Source organism: Marinilabilia sp. (assembly GCF_016278715.1).
Lineage (GTDB): Bacteria > Bacteroidota > Bacteroidia > Bacteroidales > Marinilabiliaceae > Marinilabilia.
The window spans coordinates 1-16,144 of record NZ_JADQBH010000148.1 but is presented as its reverse complement, the minus strand read 5'-3'; the positions used below and the strand labels follow the sequence as shown (position 1 = coordinate 16,144).

The following is a 16,144-nucleotide window of genomic DNA, read 5'->3' as shown; positions in this document are numbered from 1 at the left end:
TCTTTTTAAATCACAAAAAAATGTTTCCGTTAGTAAAATCTAAACAATTTTCCTTCTCGAGTGCAGACTTAATTTAAGGTTTGTTGAAAAAACCTTGCACTTTAAAGGAAATTTATCACAATAAATATTTTATTTCTAAAGCTTTACATGTTTTTCAGCAGACCCTAATTAGACATTTGCAAAAACTTAGCGGAATATTGCTGCTAAACAATTGCCGGAAACCTTAATTCAGAAAATCAAGAAACTAATTATTGAAGTGAGTTGTTGCCAAAAGACTCAACCCTTTATTATAAAACTTTGACTACCTTTAAAGTAGAAATTCAAACTAAAACACCCAAAAATGAAACGCATAGTTCATATTTCGCTTCACCTTCTCCTTTGGGGCATGATTTTCTTCACACTCCTGAATATCCAAAATGCCCTGACCGGCTTTCCTAAACCCCAAGGTTATAACTTCTTAACAGACCCGGATCTTCACTTAAAAAGTTTGTGGGTTATTGGTTTTCTATTGGTGCCTTTTTACTTCGGATATTTGACGCTCCCTCGACTCCTGAACGGTTTAAAAAAACGAAAATGGCTTGTAAGCCTTGTTTTGTTTATGGTCATCTTTCCGGTATTGGCCAGCATTTGGGACGACGGATTTCGTCCCGGCGTATTTCTGCAATCCGTTTTCCTTTTTTCTTTCCTTAATCTTTTCCTGATGATGGGCCTGGGGTTTCGAAGTATCTTTATGCTCGTTGAAAAAACCTGAGAAGAAACTTTTTCCAGAAAAACACTTCTGTTGTAAGAACATAAAACAGGGTTTTTTGGATACCAGGTAAGAGAAAAATATATTATCTTTCCTGCTGACAAGTCCGTTAAAAAAACCTTAAAACACCATGTTGCAAACATTTTATTATCCAAAAATTACAATTAACGTCTGCCTCTCTTCTATCAACTCGCTATTGACAACTTAAAAGAGAAAACGATGTGTTCTGCCAACAAAAAAAATTAAATCCATAAAGCCATGTCCCCTTCATTCATCTTAAAAAACGGTCGCATCTTTGATGGCAGGTCTTTCCTGTCTCCCGGTTTTTCCATTGTTGTAAGACCACCACACATTCTGGCGGTCACCACACATCCGCCATCACACTTGCCATCCATCGATCTGGAAGGGAAGGTCGTATCTCCGGGATTTATTGACTTACAGGTAAATGGCGGTGGCGGGAAATATGCTTCGGTGGATCCTTCTGAAAAGTCCTTTCAACAAATTTTAAAAGCCCACTTGCGTGAAGGCACCACTTCACTGCTGCTAACCATTACCAGTTCGGCCTCCAACACCCGCCAGGACGCCCTGAAGATCATTCGGACATTAATGACCCGGGATCAGTCACTGCTGGCAGGAGCCCATCTCGAAGGCCCCTTTCTGAACCCATCAAAAAAAGGAGCTCATCATGAGCCATGGCTACAGCCTCCAACCCCGGAACTTTTGAAACAAATCGCGCAGGAAGGCCGCGACGTAGTAAAAGCCATGACGGTTTCTCCGGAACTTTTCACCTCCAGCAATCTGGACATTCTTCTGGAAACCGGTTGGGCATTATCTGCGGGACACTCTACTGCCTCCTACGAGAGTGCAATGTCATTCTTTGATCATGGGGGACACATGGCCACTCATCTTTTTAATACCATGCCCCCCATCAGTGGTCGTGAGCCAGGTATTGTAACAGCCATTATAGAACATCAGGGAGCCCGCGCCGGCATTATTGCTGATGGCCATCATGTTCACCCTGCAGCCTTAAGACTTGCACAAAAAGTCATGGGCGATCGCTTGTTTTTGGTTTCTGACGCCACCTTCCTGGGACAAAAAGACGGGGAGGTCTATTTTGGCCCCACCACTTTCCGGATGAAAGATGGTATTTGTTACAATCAGGAGGGAAAACTGGCAGGCTCCTCCATCTCCATCGGGAAGGCCGTAAAATACTGTATTACCGTCGCCGGAATTTCGGAGGTGGATGCTTTACGAATGGCTACATTTACACCCGCCTCTATTCTGAAAGCCACCGAGCGGATAGGACGTTTGCGAAAAGGAATGCTGGCCAACATGGTGATTCTGGGAGAAAACTGGGAAGTTGAGAAAGTTTATTATGAAGGAGAATTAGTGGAATAGGCAATTTTAAAGACCCGGAAACAAACATAAAGGAAGGAAACGCTATGTATCATTCCTTTCATTTATGTGAAACTGCAATCCCTTAACAGTGTGTTGTTTGAATGTGTCTTTAAGCTGTAAATGAATGCCGCAGAATGCATTAATTTAAATCCTCAAAAGTAGAGGATCAGAATCCGAAACACCTGTTCCTTACTTCTTTTTTATGGAAAACTAAGAGCTACGAGCCATAAGCTAACAGCCAACCCGCTTTATTTTCTATGCCTTATATGGTCAAACCCTATTCTATTATCTCAGGTTACTTATGTGGTTCATATTCCTTTTATCAAAACAATCCGTTAATTTTGCTGTCCACCTTATCAATAACTACACTCAGGTTACTTTTATCTTTAATGAAATCGTTCTTGTCCACATCCACAATCAACAAATTACTTTCGGTATAGTTTCTGATCCAACCTTCGTAGCGTTCATTCAGCCGCCGCAGATAATCCAGCCGGATACCCGATTCATAATCCCTGCCGCGCATTTCAATCTGACGAACCAGTGTAGGCACGGAGGCTCTCAGATAAATCAGCAAATCAGGAGGGGCAATGAGGCTGCTCATCAGATTGAACAATCCGGTGTAATTCTCATAGTCGCGCGGACTCATCAGCCCCATATCAAAAAGATTGGCGGCAAAAATTACCGAATCCTCATAAATAGTGCGATCCTGAATGACACTCGTATCTCCTTCTCTGATCTTAACAATCTGAGAAAAGCGGCTTTTCAGAAAATAGACCTGCAGGCTGAATGACCAGCGCCGCATATCGTTATAAAAATCGGCCAGATAAGGATTATCTTCCACATCTTCGTAATGGACTTCCCAACCATAGTGCTTTCCCAGCAAACCGGCAAGTGTTGTTTTTCCGGAACCAATGTTTCCAGCGATGGCAATATGCATTTGACAAATTTTATTTATTCAACTTCAACAGGTCATCGAGGTAATCGCGGTTGTTGGACAATCGTGGCACCTTATTTTGACCGCCCAGTTTGTTGCGTGATTTCATCCAGTCAAAAAACAAACCATTGCGGGCAATGACCAAATCAGGAGGATCCAACGTGATACCCTTATAGCGTTTTGCTTCGTAATCGCTGTTCACATCCTGTAGCCCTTTATCGAGTACATCCCGGAATTTCTCTGTTGAATCAGGTGCTTTCTCAAATTCAATAATCCACTGATGAGCCCCTTTACTTCCGGTACTCATATAAAGCGGGCCGGCTGTGTATTCTTTGATTACCGCACCGGTTTCACGGCAGGCAACATCAAGCGCTTTTATGGCATTATCGATAATCACCTCCTCCCCAAAAGCGTTGATAAAATGCTTGGTGCGTCCCGAAATGATAAATTTAAACGGATAACGATCGGTAAACCGTACTGTGTCGCCAATCATGTAACGCCACAACCCTCCATTGGTGGTAATAATAATGGCATAATCCTTATTCAACTCCACCTCATCAAGCGTTAGAGTCTTCGGATGTTCTTTCCCCACTTCATTCATGGGTGCAAATTCGTAGAACACACCATAATCAAGCATCAGCAACATAGAACTGGAATCAGGATTGTCCTGAATGCCAAAAAAACCTTCGGATGCGTTATAAGTCTCCATATAGTGCATCTTATCGGTGGGAATCAACTCCTTATACTGCTGTCTGTAGGGGGTGAAATTTATGCCCCCATGAATAAACAATTCCAGATTGGGCCAGATATCGAGCAGGTTTTTTTTTCCGGTTTTTTTCAAAATGTGCTTGATCAAAACCAAAAACCAGGAAGGAACACCGGCAAGTGAAGTAACATTGTCCTTCGTGGTAACTTCAGTCATTTTCTCCAGTTTCTCCTCCCACTCTTCCATTAGGGCAACATCAGGCCCGGGTGTTTTAAGAAACTGAGTCCAGAAAGGAAGATTTTCTATCAAAATAGCAGAAAGATCACCATAATAGGAGTCGTTGTTGAAATTATTGATCTGATGACTGCCACCAAGAGTAAGTGTTTTTCCGGTAAAAACTTCGTTGTTTGGATAATTTTCGTTGTACAAGACAAGCACATCTCGCCCGCCCCGGAAATGGCACGATTCAAGGGCCATTTTAGTCACCGGAATAAATTTACTTTTGGAAGAGGTTGTCCCCGACGATTTTGCAAACCAACGGGTTACTCCGGGCCACAAAACATCTTTTTCGCCTTTCTTAAGACGTTCAATATAGGGTTCGAAACCCTCGTAACCCTGAACAGGAACCCGGTCCTGAAATTGATGAATGCTCCTAATGCCCGAAAAATCATGTTCTCTTCCCCACTCAGTATCCCGGGCTTGTTCAATCAACGAGAAAAAGACCGATTCCTGCACCTCCATTGGTGCTTTACGGAAAAGATCAATTTGAGATAACCGTCTGGCATTGAACAATCCAACAATGCTAGGAATAATTGGCATAAAAATGTCCATTTTTTGTTTAGGATGTAAATATAAATAATTTTGCTCCAATCAATCAACCACCACCTGTAAACATAAACCATGAGCTACTTCGATATCATTGTAGGCATTCTGCTGATTCTGGCAGCACTTAAAGGCCTCAAAAACGGCCTGATAAAAGAACTTGCCGGCCTCACTGCACTAATTTTGGGCATTATACTGGCCGTTCAATTTTCGGATGTAACAGCCCGTTTTCTTTCCGGATTTTTCCATTCCAACCACATGCCCATCATCTCCTTTTTGCTCACTTTTATACTTGTTGTAGTAGTGGTTCACCTGATCGCCCAGCTGCTGCACACACTAATTAATGCCGTCGCACTAGGAGTTTTTAACCGAATTCTGGGGCTTGCCTTTGGAGTCCTCAAAGCAGGATTCATCATCAGCATTCTTCTGCTCGGTTTGCAGGTTTTTGGACTGGAAAACTCTGTGGTTACCCCAATAGAACAGCGACGGTCCAAACTCTACCCTCCGGTTAAAGGTGCGGCACCAATGATTTTCGACCTTTTTGAAAAAGACCTGGACGAATTTTTCCGCCCCGACAAAAGCAATAGCCAAAGCCCCGTAACTGTTTAACCGAATCTGATATTGAATTATCTTTTATGAAAAATCAAGCTTGAGCAGGTTCATTATTTATTTGTATTTTTGCCGATTCTAACCTGACAATAGTTCGTTAAAAAAAGTCTAAACGCAAAGACGCAACGGCGCAAAGTTTTTATTATCAGAGAGTTGTGATAAATATTGGACGTTGTGCAAGTTGCTCACTAACAGGCATTTGAAAAACTCAACGGAGTATTGACCTGAACTATTCATATATTATTTCCCGAATGAATAAAGCTCAGGTTAGCCCCGACTTAGATGAAATTATACTTTTAAAAAAGCTTTATTGAATCTTAGTCGTCCCGATACATCGGGAGATACAGGGATTATTGAAAAATAATCCGGGCTAATGCAAAATCTGATTTCCCGGATACTGAAAATTTTATAAATATGAATTTCGTAGAAGAACTGAAATGGCGGGGTATGATCCACGACATCATGCCCGGAACAGAAGAACAACTGAAAAAAGAAATGACTTCGGCCTATGTGGGTATTGACCCCACTGCCGATTCCTTACATATTGGTCACCTGGTGAGCGTGATGATGTTGCGCCATTTTCAAATTGCGGGTCATAAACCAATAGCCCTTGTAGGCGGGGCCACCGGAATGATTGGTGATCCTTCGGGGAAATCACAGGAGCGAAATCTGCTGGATGAAAAAACCCTGCGACATAATGAAAACAGCCTTAAAGAGCAGCTGGCCAAATTTCTGGATTTCTACTCCGACAAACCCAATGCTGCCGAGTTGGTCAATAATTACGACTGGATGAAGGAATTTTCGTTTCTCGACTTCATCCGCGATGTGGGTAAGCACATCACCGTCAATTATATGATGTCCAAAGACTCAGTAAAAAAACGTCTGGGCAGTGAGTCACGCGAAGGGCTCTCTTTTACTGAATTTACCTACCAGCTGGTTCAGGGCTACGACTTTCTGCACCTATACAACAACAAAGGATGTAAGCTTCAGATGGGCGGCTCCGACCAGTGGGGCAATATTACCACCGGCACCGAACTCATCCGCAGAAAAACCGGTGGTGAAGCTTTCGCACTCACCTGTCCGCTTATCACCAAAGCTGACGGAGGCAAATTTGGCAAGACCGAATCGGGCAATGTGTGGCTCGATCCTGAACGTACCAGTCCTTATGCTTTCTATCAGTTCTGGCTGAATACATCAGATACCGATGCTGAAAAATATATTAAGATTTTCACGCTTCTTTCCAGAGAAGAAATTGACGCACTGGTGACAGAACACAATGAAGCACCACACATGCGCAAACTCCAGAAACGGCTGGCCGAAATTGTCACAGAGCTGGTACATGGAAAAGAAGCTCTGGAAACCGCTATTGAAGCATCTCAGATTCTTTTTGGAAAAGCTGTAACAAGCACACTTCGCAAGCTGGACGAACAAACACTCCTTGCAGTATTTGACGGAGTTCCAATCTTCAACATCAGCAAAAAAGAGCTGGTTTCGGGTATTGCCATAATGGATTTGGTAGCTGAAAAAACAGAAGTTTTGCCCAGTAAGGGAGAAGCACGCCGTACCATCAAAGGAGGCGGACTGGCCCTCAACAAAGAGAAAGTTACAGCCGATGATCAGGTAGTAAATTGCGAAGACCTGCTCAACGACAAGTACCTTCTGATCCAGAAAGGCAAGAAAAACTATTTTCTCATCATCGCTGAATAAGATATTTGTCGCATGAAAGAAATGTGGAGCCATCTGGGTGGATTCGGAAAGCTATTGGTAATTGTGACCCTGATATTTACCAGTTTTATGGTTTTCTCTTTACTTGCTTTGCTGGCAGCCCTCCCCTTTACCGATGGCTTCTCCCTCTCAAATGGATCACAACTTCCCATGTCGATCGGAATGCTTCGCTATTTTCAGCTGGTCCAAAGTATTTCAGTTTTTATCGTCCCCTCATTACTGGCGGGATGGGTTTTTTGGGGGCATCCAACCCGGGGCATAGGTTTTTCCAATCCTAAGCAAGGCTCCGTGGTTTTGAGCTTCCTGATTATCCTGTCGGCACAGCCACTTGTCAGCTATCTGGGAGTCTGGAACAGTTCCATGCAATTACCCGAATTTCTGGGCGGAATGGAGAAATGGATGGCCCAATCGGAAGAAAGTGCAGCCGGTATCATTCATCGTTTTCTGGATACCGACGACCCTGCAATATTATTTTTAAACTTTCTGATGATTGCTATACTGCCGGCACTGGGCGAAGAAATGCTTTTCAGAGGTGTTTTACAGCCGGTTTTCGGGGAATGGTTTCGCAATAAACACATCGCAGTGCTGATAACCGCATTTTTGTTTAGCGCCATTCATCTTCAGTTTTTCACATTTCTGCCTAGATTTTTCCTGGGGCTTGCTTTAGGTTATCTCATGATTTGGAGCAGAAATCTTTGGTATCCCATTGCAGGTCATTTTGCCAACAATTTTCTATCTCTCACCATTTTCTATTATTACCGACACACCAATCCGAATATTAATCCACTTGAGCCCAATGCTGAAACCCTCTCCTTTGCATGGGTCTTTCCATCTTTTTTTTTCCTGGGAATCTTATTTTGGATTTTTTTCAGGAAAGAAAAAAAAGCATCCCGGAAGGATTTTTTCAATAATCCAATCATATAAAATTATCCGCAGTCAACTTAATAGTATCATAATTGTTTACATTTATCAAACAACATTCTGTTTTGAAATAGATAACCCTCCCCTGAAGATTTAAAACCACAAAAACGATTAACCATGTTTCAGGGAATTACTAAACAACTAACAACAGCACGTAAGGAAGTCATCCGGCAGCAGGCACTCAATAACTTTCTGGATAATCTTATTAAAGAACAAAAAACAACCAAACGGAATAAGAAGAAAATAACGACGAAACTTTCCAAAGCTTCGATCCCCGACTTCGACATTGAAAAAGCAGGAGCTTATCCCGGACTGAAAGCGTTGTTTTTTGGGGTTTTTGGCAAGCAGGAAAACGAATCCGACGACTCAAGGCAACTATTCCTGAAACAATACTTTCTGCGACAAAAATTAGAGGAGTATGAAGCCGAACTTGCCACCCTCATTCAACAAATTGAAAAAGAGGCTGCATCAAAGCGAACAATAAGCAGCCTGGATCGTCTGACGCAGCGGATCAAAGAAAATACCCAACTTAAATATCACCATCAGGAGGTATCTTCCATGTTTCAGTACGTCTTGAAGTCGGCCGAAATTGAAGGATTTATCTGGCTTCTGGAATATACCATTGAAATTGGAGAATCCATCCAAAATAAGCTCCGGGAGATCCTCAGAAATCTTAAAACAGAGGCAAACTGGGGTTCATGGGAATTGTTCGACCCGACAAAAAAAAGCGCTCTGAAAATACCTGCATCCGGCATTGACAAGGCTTTTTCCGGGGTTGCACAAGCAGATGCCCTGGCCACAGCTTTTCACATCCTCAGCCCCCCATTTTTGTTTAATAACAGCCTGACCTCACATCATGAAAAAATTCCCGGATACAAAGAGGTTTTTATTAAAAGCATCCTTTTCGACTGGCTTGAAGGTGGGGGCACGAAAACCACTGTTTTGAAAACCAGACAGTTAAGCAGTTATATCCATGCTATTCTGCACGCATTAAAAGAAACGGTTCAAAAAAAGAAAACTGAGTTCTCACTGATGGAAATGGAAAGAGAAAATGCTATCAAAAGAGCCGAACAGTTGGTGGAAAGAGAGAAGAAAGCCGAATTATAAAAATGGAGTCTGCTCCGAAAAGAGGTATTTTTGTCAAGAGTAAGGCACAGAACATTTCAACTCAGAGTTAAATTGTTGTTAACGATGACTAAAAACATCCTGCGACAAAGATATTAGCAACAAAGAATTTATTCAGCGTGGATTCAAAATTGGGCAAAAAAAACGTCCGCAAAAAATACGGACGTTTAACAAACCAGTAATGCTGCTTTATACGGTCATAATATCTTTTTCTTTCTTTTCAAGCAACTCATCCACCTTTTTTGTGAAATTATCAGTCAGCTTTTGCACCTGGTCTTCCGCATCTTTTTCCATATCTTCGGGCAACCCGTCTTTCTTAAGTTTCTTCAAATCATTCATAACATCACGACGGGCATTGCGAATACTGACCCGGGCTTCCTCACCCTCCTTTTTTACCTGTTTAACAAGCCCCTGACGACGTTCTTCGGTAAGTGGCGGAATATTTATCCGAACCAGTTCTCCGTTATTATCAGGGTTTAGTCCAAGATTTGCATTCATGATTGCCTTTTCAATTGGACCAATCATCCCACGCTCCCAGGGTTGAACAGCAATGGTACGTGGATCAGGAGTATTGACACTGGCCACTTGCTGAAGAGGTGTCATGGAACCGTAATAATCTACCATTATTCCATCCAGCATCTTCGGATTTGCTTTACCGGCACGGACTTTTCCCAGCTCCCGGTCGAGATGGTCAATGGCCTTTTGCATATTTTCTTCTGCGCTTTCCAGCAAAATTTGAACATCATCTTCCATGATAATAAATGTATTGGTTGGTAAAAAATTTATTTCTTTTTCCTATTTGTCAACAAAAATATAAAACTTTGAAACATTACAAAACAGAACGGGCTTTATCAGTCGGTCAAACATGGTATTTTCCCTTGAAAAAAAAAACCATTACCCTTCATCAAGAAATCTTTTAACAATTTGCAGCGAAAGCACAGGAACTTCAAGAAATGAAGCATGACCACAACCTTCGAAATGAAAATGAGACATTTCAGGATATTTAGACAAAAGAAATTTGTAATACTCTGCCGGCATGAAAGGGTCCTGCCCTCCGGTAATTAGTAAAATTTCCCGCATCTTTCGGGTCATAACGGCACGGTAGTCCGCCCGGTCCATTATAGCATTCAGTGTATTTACCATTCCTAAGTCGGAACATTTCCGGGCCTCCCGGTTTAGCTCTTCACCTATGTCACCCAGCCGGTCACGGTTTTCGGGCGCAAACATTGACAAGCCCACATTTTGTACCAGCAAAGACTTTCTTCCTTTTTCAATGAGTGCAATCTGCCTTTTGCGGCGTTGAATCTGGAGCGAAGTATCAGGCATGGGTGTGGAATGCAACAAAACAATTCGTCCTATGCGCCGTGGGAAAAGAAGCGCCATTTCAAGGGCCAGATACCCCCCCATGGAATGGCCTACCAGATGAACCTGTTTGGCTTCTCCATACAACTCATCAACCTGATTCATCAGAACCTCACTCCAGCCCGAAAATCCAGGGTCGTTTTCCCACTCCCGGCTTTTCCCGTGCCCCGGCAAATCGGCGATCAAAAGATCAGCAATCCATGCCTGCCTGCTCAACCAGGAATTCCAAATCTCTCCTGATTCCAGAAATCCATGCAGGAAAAGCACAGGAGCCCCTCCCTTACCTATTATTCTTCGAATGTGCATAATCAAAATATTGACGTGTTGCAAAACACCTTTTTCAGAAAAGAGTAAATCTCAAAATGTTTTATATTTGTTCACACTTTCCTTCCAAAAACCTGCACGCGATGTTAAATTATTCGCCAAAGATGTAAAAATATCCTTCAAATCAGGAAATCGAGGCGACTGCAAATTAGATTAGTTATAAATAAAGAACAATTTCTTTATTTTTCTTAGCGAATAAAAAACGTAGCGTCTACCTTTGCGGGTCTAAAATCCCATACGGGTACAAATAAAATCGAGATACAACTAAAAAATAATGAATTTATGAGCAGTACACTTGGTTCTTCTATTGTGAAGAAGTTGCTGATGAGCCTCTCAGGACTTTTTCTGATTACGTTCCTGCTGGTTCACCTTACCGTGAACTCGTTTCTTTTAATCCCCGACGGGGGTGAATTTTTCAACGCCGGAGCACACTTTATGGCAACCAACCCGGCCATTCGTGTCATTGAGCCTTTATTGGCCATTGGATTTCTGATTCACATCCTGTATGGTATTAAGCTAACCATTGAAAACAGGAAAGCACGTGGGTCGGCCCGATATGCATCTGGGAAAAAGACCACCGGTGTAACATGGGCCTCACAGAACATGCTGGTTCTGGGGATTACCATTGCTGCATTTCTGGTTTTGCACATTGCTCACTTCTGGGTTAAAATGAAACTGACCGGTGATCCCTTGCTGGAACACACCACCATAACAATTGGGGGTGTTGAAACGGAGGTAGAGAATTCCTATGCTTTGGTAAATTACACATTCAGCTACCTGTGGGTGGTGATTGTATATGTAATTGCTGCTGTAGGGCTTGCCATTCACCTGTCGCATGGTTTCTGGTCTGCTTTTCAGACCATCGGTTTCAGCAATGAAATCTGGAGAAAACGACTGACTGTACTGGGCAACCTTTTTGCTGTACTCATTGGTTTCGGATTCTCGATCATCCCAGTGCTTCAGTATTTGTTCTATCAAGGCTAAAATTTTTAAACCGGAGAGATTATGGTAAAAATAGATGCAAAGATTCCCGAAGGGCCAATGGCTCAGAAATGGGAAAACTATAAAGCTAACCAGAAACTGGTTAACCCTGCAAACAAAAGAAAACTCGACATCATTGTTGTTGGTACCGGACTGGCAGGTGCTTCTGCAGCTGCTTCATTTGGTGAAATGGGCTTCAATGTGAAAGTCTTCACCATTCAGGATTCACCCCGTCGTGCGCACTCAATCGCAGCACAGGGTGGTATCAACGCAGCCAAGAACTACCCCAATGACGGTGACTCTGTTTACCGCCTGTTCTACGACACTGTAAAAGGTGGTGATTATCGTGCCCGTGAGGCCAACGTACACCGTCTGGCTGAGGTAAGTAACAGCATCATCGACCAGTGCGTGGCACAAGGTGTTCCTTTTGCCCGTGAATATGGCGGATTGCTGGACAACCGCTCGTTTGGTGGTGCTCAGGTGAGCCGGACGTTCTACGCCAAAGGACAAACCGGACAGCAGTTATTGCTCGGTGCCTATCAGGCCCTCATGCGCCAGGTAAATGCCGGAAGCGTAAAGCTTTACACCCGCAACGAGATGGTTGAAATTGTGATGGTGGACGGAAAAGCACGCGGTATTATCTCCCGCAACCTGGTAACCGGAAAACTGGAACGCCACTTCGGACATGCCGTCGTGCTGGCAACCGGAGGATATGGAAACACTTTTTTCCTCTCAACCAATGCCATGGGATCCAACGGTTCGGCTGCCTGGAAAGCCTACAAGAAAGGCGCAATGTTTGCCAACCCCTGTTTTGCACAGATTCACCCCACCTGTATTCCTGTTCACGGAGAATTCCAGAGTAAGCTTACGCTGATGTCAGAATCACTTCGTAACGACGGACGCATCTGGGTTCCCAAGAAAAAAGAGGATGCCGAAGCCATTCGTGCCGGCAAACTGAAGCCAACCGAAATTGCTGAAGAAGACCGCGATTATTACCTGGAGCGTCGATATCCTGCTTTCGGAAACCTCGTTCCCCGCGACGTGGCCTCTCGTGCCGCCAAGGAGCGTTGCGACGCCGGTTACGGAGTCGGAAACACCGGCCTGGCTGTTTACCTTGATTTTAAATCGTCTATTGACCGCCTGGGAAGTGATGCCATCAAAGCACGATATGGGAACCTTTTTCAGATGTACGAAAAAATCGTGGACGACAATCCATACGAAACACCCATGATGATTTACCCTGCTATTCACTACACAATGGGAGGAATCTGGGTCGATTACGAATTGCAAACCAGCGTTCCAGGATTATTCTCCGCCGGTGAGGCCAACTTCTCGGACCACGGTGCCAATCGTTTGGGAGCTTCCGCATTGATGCAGGGACTGGCCGACGGATATTTTGTGTTGCCTTACACCATTCAGAACTATCTGGCCGACGACATTGCCACACCGCGTATGACCACAGAGGAGAAAGAGTTCGAAGAAGCTGAAAAAGCAGCTAAAGGACATTTCGAAAAACTGATAAGCATCAAGGGTAACCGTTCGGTGGACAGCATCCACAAAGAGCTGGGTCTTGTAATGTGGGACTTTGTGGGAATGGCCCGTAACAAAGAAGGTTTGCAAGAAGCCATCGAAAAAATCCAGGCCATCAAAAAGGAATTCTGGAGCAATGTTCGCATTCCCGGATCGGAAGAAGATATGAACATAGAACTGGAAAAAGCAGCCCGTCTGGCAGATTTCATTGAAATTGGTGACCTGATGGCCCGCGATGCACTGCACCGTGAAGAGTCGTGTGGAGGTCACTTCCGTGAAGAATTCCAAACCGAAGAAGGAGAAGCACTGCGTCAGGACGACAAATTTGCTTATTCCGGTTGCTGGGAGTTCAAAGGGGACGACCAGGAGCCTGAACTTCATAAAGAAGAGTTGAAGTTTGAAGTAGTGAAACTGGTCCAGCGGAACTACAAGTAAACGGGTTGTTAACTAAAAACGAAGTATCAATCATGGAGAATTCAATAAATATCAAACTCAAAGTCTGGCGTCAGGCCGGCCCCAAAGCCAAAGGCCGGTTCGAAACTTATGAGCTCAGCAATATATCTACCGACAGTTCATTTCTTGAGATGTTTGACATCCTCAACGAACAATTGATTAACAAAGGGGAAGAGCCCGTGGCATTCGACCACGACTGCCGCGAAGGTATCTGCGGCATGTGCTCACTATACATCAACGGCCGTCCGCACGGACCCGACGATGATGTAACAACCTGTCAGTTGCACATGCGTAAGTTTAAGGATGGACAGACCATCACTATTGAGCCCTGGCGTTCAGCAGGATTCCCGGTTATAAAAGACCTCATCGTTGATCGTACTGCCTTTGACCAGATTATTGCTTCAGGAGGCTATGTATCCGTGAACACTGGCGGAATTCCCGATGCCAACGCCATTCCCATTCCCAAGCCCGATGCGGATGAAGCCATGGATGCGGCTTCATGTATCGGTTGCGGGGCCTGTGTAGCGGCCTGTAAAAACGGCTCAGCCATGTTGTTTGTATCAGCCAAGGTCAGTCAGATGGCATTGCTCCCCCAAGGCCGCGTAGAAGCTACCCGTCGCGCCAAAAACATGGTAGCCAAGATGGACGAGTTGGGATTTGGTAACTGTACCAATACCGGTGCCTGTGAAGTTGAATGCCCCAAAGGGATTTCTCTTGCAAACATCGCACGTCTGAACCGTGAATTCCTGAAAGCCAGTCTTCAGGACTAACATACAGAATCATATTAAAAGCCCGCTTCTGCTGATCAATAAAGGTCATCAGGAAGCGGGCTTTTTGTTAAATCTCTATAAGTCTTGTATGTAGCCAATCTTTTTTATAACTTCAAACCCCATCAAATCAAAAGACCATGCCATACAGACGACTTCCAAACACTGATCAGGCCCGCCTTAGGGCGCTAAAAACCGCACAAAGTATTGGAGCCCAACTCCCTCCCATGGAACTCGCCTTTTCACAAAAACGCCTCTTTGACATCAAAGCATTTGTGCCCCAATACGAACAAGCCATTCAACAATATCAATTTAGTCGCGACCGCCAGGGCAAGTTCGGAAAATCATTGGCAGAGCAATTCAAAATGTCCAGGATGTATCTTTCGCATTTTCTCCAGGTGGTAAATATGGCCATTACCCGGGGCGAATTAAAACCGGAAGTCAGAACTTTTTACGGGCTGGATCAGGAGAACAAAGCCATTCCGGAGATCAACACCGAACAGCAACTCATGGACTGGGGCAAAAAAGTCATTCAGGGAGAAGAAAAACGAATGAGCCAGGGAGGTTCCAGAGTTTTCAATCCGACCCTTGCCATGGTCAAGATGCGGTTCGAAAAGTTTCAGGAGAACTACGATTTTCACAAAGACTTACTCAAGACTTCCCAAAAAATGCACGATAAAGTGGCTATTGAAAGAGAAACCGCAGATGAGCTTATCGTGAGTATCTGGAATGAAGTGGAAGCTTCATTTAACAATCTGGACCCGGACCTAAAAAGACAAAAAGCATCTGCTTACGGAGTGGTTTATATCTACAGACCTTCTGAAAAAGACCGGCTCGAGTAGAGCATTTACAACCATCTAAGTAAGCCCTTTTAGTTTAACGTATTACGACTATGCCGCGAGCCACAATACGACCGGGCAAAAGGTTCAAAAACAAACGTGTGAACACCTCGCGGATTATCTTACTTATCCGTCTCTTTATCCGCACTATTATCACCGAAATATCTAAGCAAATGCCTGTCTCCAAAGCACTTTATAGCATAGGCAAAAAATACTCCCGACAGAATATCTATCGTATAATGTCCTCTTGAAAAGAACAGGGCCAAAATAATTACTGAAACTGAAAAAAGAAGAATGTACCTGTAAGGTTTCGCTTTAACCAATAAAAAATATAAATAGGCAATACCCGTATGGCCGGAAGGGTAAACGCCAAGTTCAATGTCTGTGAACCCATTAAACGGCCCTTCAGTTCCGTCAAACCCCATCGGATTGCCAAAAGGAGTAAGAACAATAAAAAAGCCTCGGACAATCTGAAAAATACCGCTCAGCACCAGAAAATAAGGAATGCTCTGGTACTTTCGTTTATCTATAATGAAAACAACCAGCACAAGAAGGGAAACAATAGAAAAAATATCATACAAATAATCAATGTCCCACAACGGTATGTTGTCTAATACCAGGTCAGAAAGTATCGGTAAAGATTTCCCGTTTTGAATATAATTAAGCAGGTATTTCTGGGAATAGAAATTCAGCTCCATACCCACTATAAGCGTTAACAAACCGATGTAAAAATATTTGTTATGAAGCAGCTTGAAAAGTTCACTAATTAATTCTGATATCTTCAAAAAAAATTGATTCTTACGGATCACGTTTATCATTTCATTAAAAATAAAAATTTATTTACTAAAGTCCTTTGCAAATCTCCAGATTTATGAATGACCTTTATGTCTGAAAATCAGG

General features: G+C 43.5%; 15 protein-coding genes. 10 read left to right on the top strand and 5 right to left on the bottom strand.

The features are described from left to right. Positions 1-340 precede the first annotated feature (340 nt). Complete coding sequence (locus QZZ43_RS09610; protein ID WP_291858339.1) at positions 341-751, top strand: hypothetical protein; 411 nt, start codon at positions 341-343, stop codon at positions 749-751. Positions 752-1,006: 255 nt separating this feature from the next. Beyond that, a complete protein-coding gene (gene nagA, locus QZZ43_RS09605) occupies positions 1,007-2,146 on the top strand; it encodes an N-acetylglucosamine-6-phosphate deacetylase (protein ID WP_291858337.1) in 1,140 nt (379 codons plus the stop codon). Between the two features lie 322 nt (positions 2,147-2,468). Here the strand turns inward: nagA and QZZ43_RS09600 are convergent, their stop codons facing one another. Further along, the gene (locus tag QZZ43_RS09600) at positions 2,469-3,083 is read right to left on the bottom strand and encodes a deoxynucleoside kinase (protein ID WP_291858336.1); all 615 of its coding nucleotides are present in this window, start codon (positions 3,081-3,083) and stop codon (positions 2,469-2,471) included. Between the two features lie 10 nt (positions 3,084-3,093). After that, positions 3,094-4,605 (bottom strand): GH3 auxin-responsive promoter family protein, encoded by a 1,512-nt coding sequence (locus QZZ43_RS09595; RefSeq protein ID WP_291858334.1) that lies wholly within the window; start codon positions 4,603-4,605, stop codon positions 3,094-3,096. Positions 4,606-4,686: 81 nt separating this feature from the next. On the opposite strand from QZZ43_RS09595, the gene QZZ43_RS09590 reads away from it, so the two are divergent. The 4 genes from QZZ43_RS09590 (at position 4,687) to QZZ43_RS09575 (ending at position 8,970) form a co-directional block, all read left to right on the top strand. Further along, positions 4,687-5,217, top strand: a complete 531-nt coding sequence (locus QZZ43_RS09590; protein ID WP_291858333.1) for a CvpA family protein — start codon at positions 4,687-4,689, stop codon at positions 5,215-5,217. 414 nt (positions 5,218-5,631) lie between these two features. Continuing rightward, a complete protein-coding gene (gene tyrS, locus QZZ43_RS09585) occupies positions 5,632-6,924 on the top strand; it encodes a tyrosine--tRNA ligase (protein ID WP_291858331.1) in 1,293 nt (430 codons plus the stop codon). Between the two features lie 12 nt (positions 6,925-6,936). Continuing rightward, positions 6,937-7,866, top strand: coding sequence for a CPBP family intramembrane glutamic endopeptidase (locus QZZ43_RS09580; RefSeq protein WP_291858329.1), 930 nt, complete (start codon positions 6,937-6,939; stop codon positions 7,864-7,866). A 114-nt stretch (positions 7,867-7,980) separates the two neighbouring features. Continuing rightward, positions 7,981-8,970, top strand: coding sequence for a hypothetical protein (locus QZZ43_RS09575; protein ID WP_291858327.1), 990 nt, complete (start codon positions 7,981-7,983; stop codon positions 8,968-8,970). A 207-nt stretch (positions 8,971-9,177) separates the two neighbouring features. Here the strand turns inward: QZZ43_RS09575 and frr are convergent, their stop codons facing one another. Then, the gene (gene frr / locus QZZ43_RS09570; RefSeq protein ID WP_291858325.1) at positions 9,178-9,741 is read right to left on the bottom strand and encodes a ribosome recycling factor; all 564 of its coding nucleotides are present in this window, start codon (positions 9,739-9,741) and stop codon (positions 9,178-9,180) included. A gap of 141 nt (positions 9,742-9,882) precedes the next feature. After that, positions 9,883-10,656, bottom strand: a complete 774-nt coding sequence (locus tag QZZ43_RS09565; protein WP_291858323.1) for an alpha/beta hydrolase — start codon at positions 10,654-10,656, stop codon at positions 9,883-9,885. 300 nt (positions 10,657-10,956) lie between these two features. Here QZZ43_RS09565 and QZZ43_RS09560 point away from each other — a divergent pair, with 300 nt between their 5' ends. From QZZ43_RS09560 to QZZ43_RS09545, 4 genes are all read left to right on the top strand, one after another. Beyond that, positions 10,957-11,658, top strand: coding sequence for a succinate dehydrogenase cytochrome b subunit (locus QZZ43_RS09560; RefSeq protein WP_291858321.1), 702 nt, complete (start codon positions 10,957-10,959; stop codon positions 11,656-11,658). A gap of 21 nt (positions 11,659-11,679) precedes the next feature. Beyond that, a complete protein-coding gene (locus QZZ43_RS09555) occupies positions 11,680-13,620 on the top strand; it encodes a fumarate reductase/succinate dehydrogenase flavoprotein subunit (protein WP_291858319.1) in 1,941 nt (646 codons plus the stop codon). A 32-nt stretch (positions 13,621-13,652) separates the two neighbouring features. Further along, entirely contained in the window at positions 13,653-14,408 is a 756-nt protein-coding gene (locus QZZ43_RS09550) for a succinate dehydrogenase/fumarate reductase iron-sulfur subunit (protein WP_291858316.1), read from the top strand. Positions 14,409-14,545: 137 nt separating this feature from the next. Continuing rightward, positions 14,546-15,247, top strand: a complete 702-nt coding sequence (locus tag QZZ43_RS09545; protein WP_291858314.1) for a hypothetical protein — start codon at positions 14,546-14,548, stop codon at positions 15,245-15,247. A gap of 119 nt (positions 15,248-15,366) precedes the next feature. Here the strand turns inward: QZZ43_RS09545 and QZZ43_RS09540 are convergent, their stop codons facing one another. After that, complete coding sequence (locus QZZ43_RS09540; RefSeq protein ID WP_291858313.1) at positions 15,367-16,029, bottom strand: hypothetical protein; 663 nt, start codon at positions 16,027-16,029, stop codon at positions 15,367-15,369. Positions 16,030-16,144 lie beyond the last annotated feature (115 nt).

What these genes read in the sequence shown, in the direction of transcription:
- QZZ43_RS09610 (WP_291858339.1), top strand. Translation starts at nt 341, where the DNA reads ATGAAACGCATAGTTCATATTTCGCTTCACCTTCTCCTTTGGGGCATG.
- nagA (WP_291858337.1), top strand. Translation starts at nt 1,007, where the DNA reads ATGTCCCCTTCATTCATCTTAAAAAACGGTCGCATCTTTGATGGCAGG.
- QZZ43_RS09600 (WP_291858336.1), bottom strand. Translation starts at nt 3,083, where the DNA reads ATGCATATTGCCATCGCTGGAAACATTGGTTCCGGAAAAACAACACTT.
- QZZ43_RS09595 (WP_291858334.1), bottom strand. Translation starts at nt 4,605, where the DNA reads ATGCCAATTATTCCTAGCATTGTTGGATTGTTCAATGCCAGACGGTTA.
- QZZ43_RS09590 (WP_291858333.1), top strand. Translation starts at nt 4,687, where the DNA reads ATGAGCTACTTCGATATCATTGTAGGCATTCTGCTGATTCTGGCAGCA.
- tyrS (WP_291858331.1), top strand. Translation starts at nt 5,632, where the DNA reads ATGAATTTCGTAGAAGAACTGAAATGGCGGGGTATGATCCACGACATC.
- QZZ43_RS09580 (WP_291858329.1), top strand. Translation starts at nt 6,937, where the DNA reads ATGAAAGAAATGTGGAGCCATCTGGGTGGATTCGGAAAGCTATTGGTA.
- QZZ43_RS09575 (WP_291858327.1), top strand. Translation starts at nt 7,981, where the DNA reads ATGTTTCAGGGAATTACTAAACAACTAACAACAGCACGTAAGGAAGTC.
- frr (WP_291858325.1), bottom strand. Translation starts at nt 9,741, where the DNA reads ATGGAAGATGATGTTCAAATTTTGCTGGAAAGCGCAGAAGAAAATATG.
- QZZ43_RS09565 (WP_291858323.1), bottom strand. Translation starts at nt 10,656, where the DNA reads ATGCACATTCGAAGAATAATAGGTAAGGGAGGGGCTCCTGTGCTTTTC.
- QZZ43_RS09560 (WP_291858321.1), top strand. Translation starts at nt 10,957, where the DNA reads ATGAGCAGTACACTTGGTTCTTCTATTGTGAAGAAGTTGCTGATGAGC.
- QZZ43_RS09555 (WP_291858319.1), top strand. Translation starts at nt 11,680, where the DNA reads ATGGTAAAAATAGATGCAAAGATTCCCGAAGGGCCAATGGCTCAGAAA.
- QZZ43_RS09550 (WP_291858316.1), top strand. Translation starts at nt 13,653, where the DNA reads ATGGAGAATTCAATAAATATCAAACTCAAAGTCTGGCGTCAGGCCGGC.
- QZZ43_RS09545 (WP_291858314.1), top strand. Translation starts at nt 14,546, where the DNA reads ATGCCATACAGACGACTTCCAAACACTGATCAGGCCCGCCTTAGGGCG.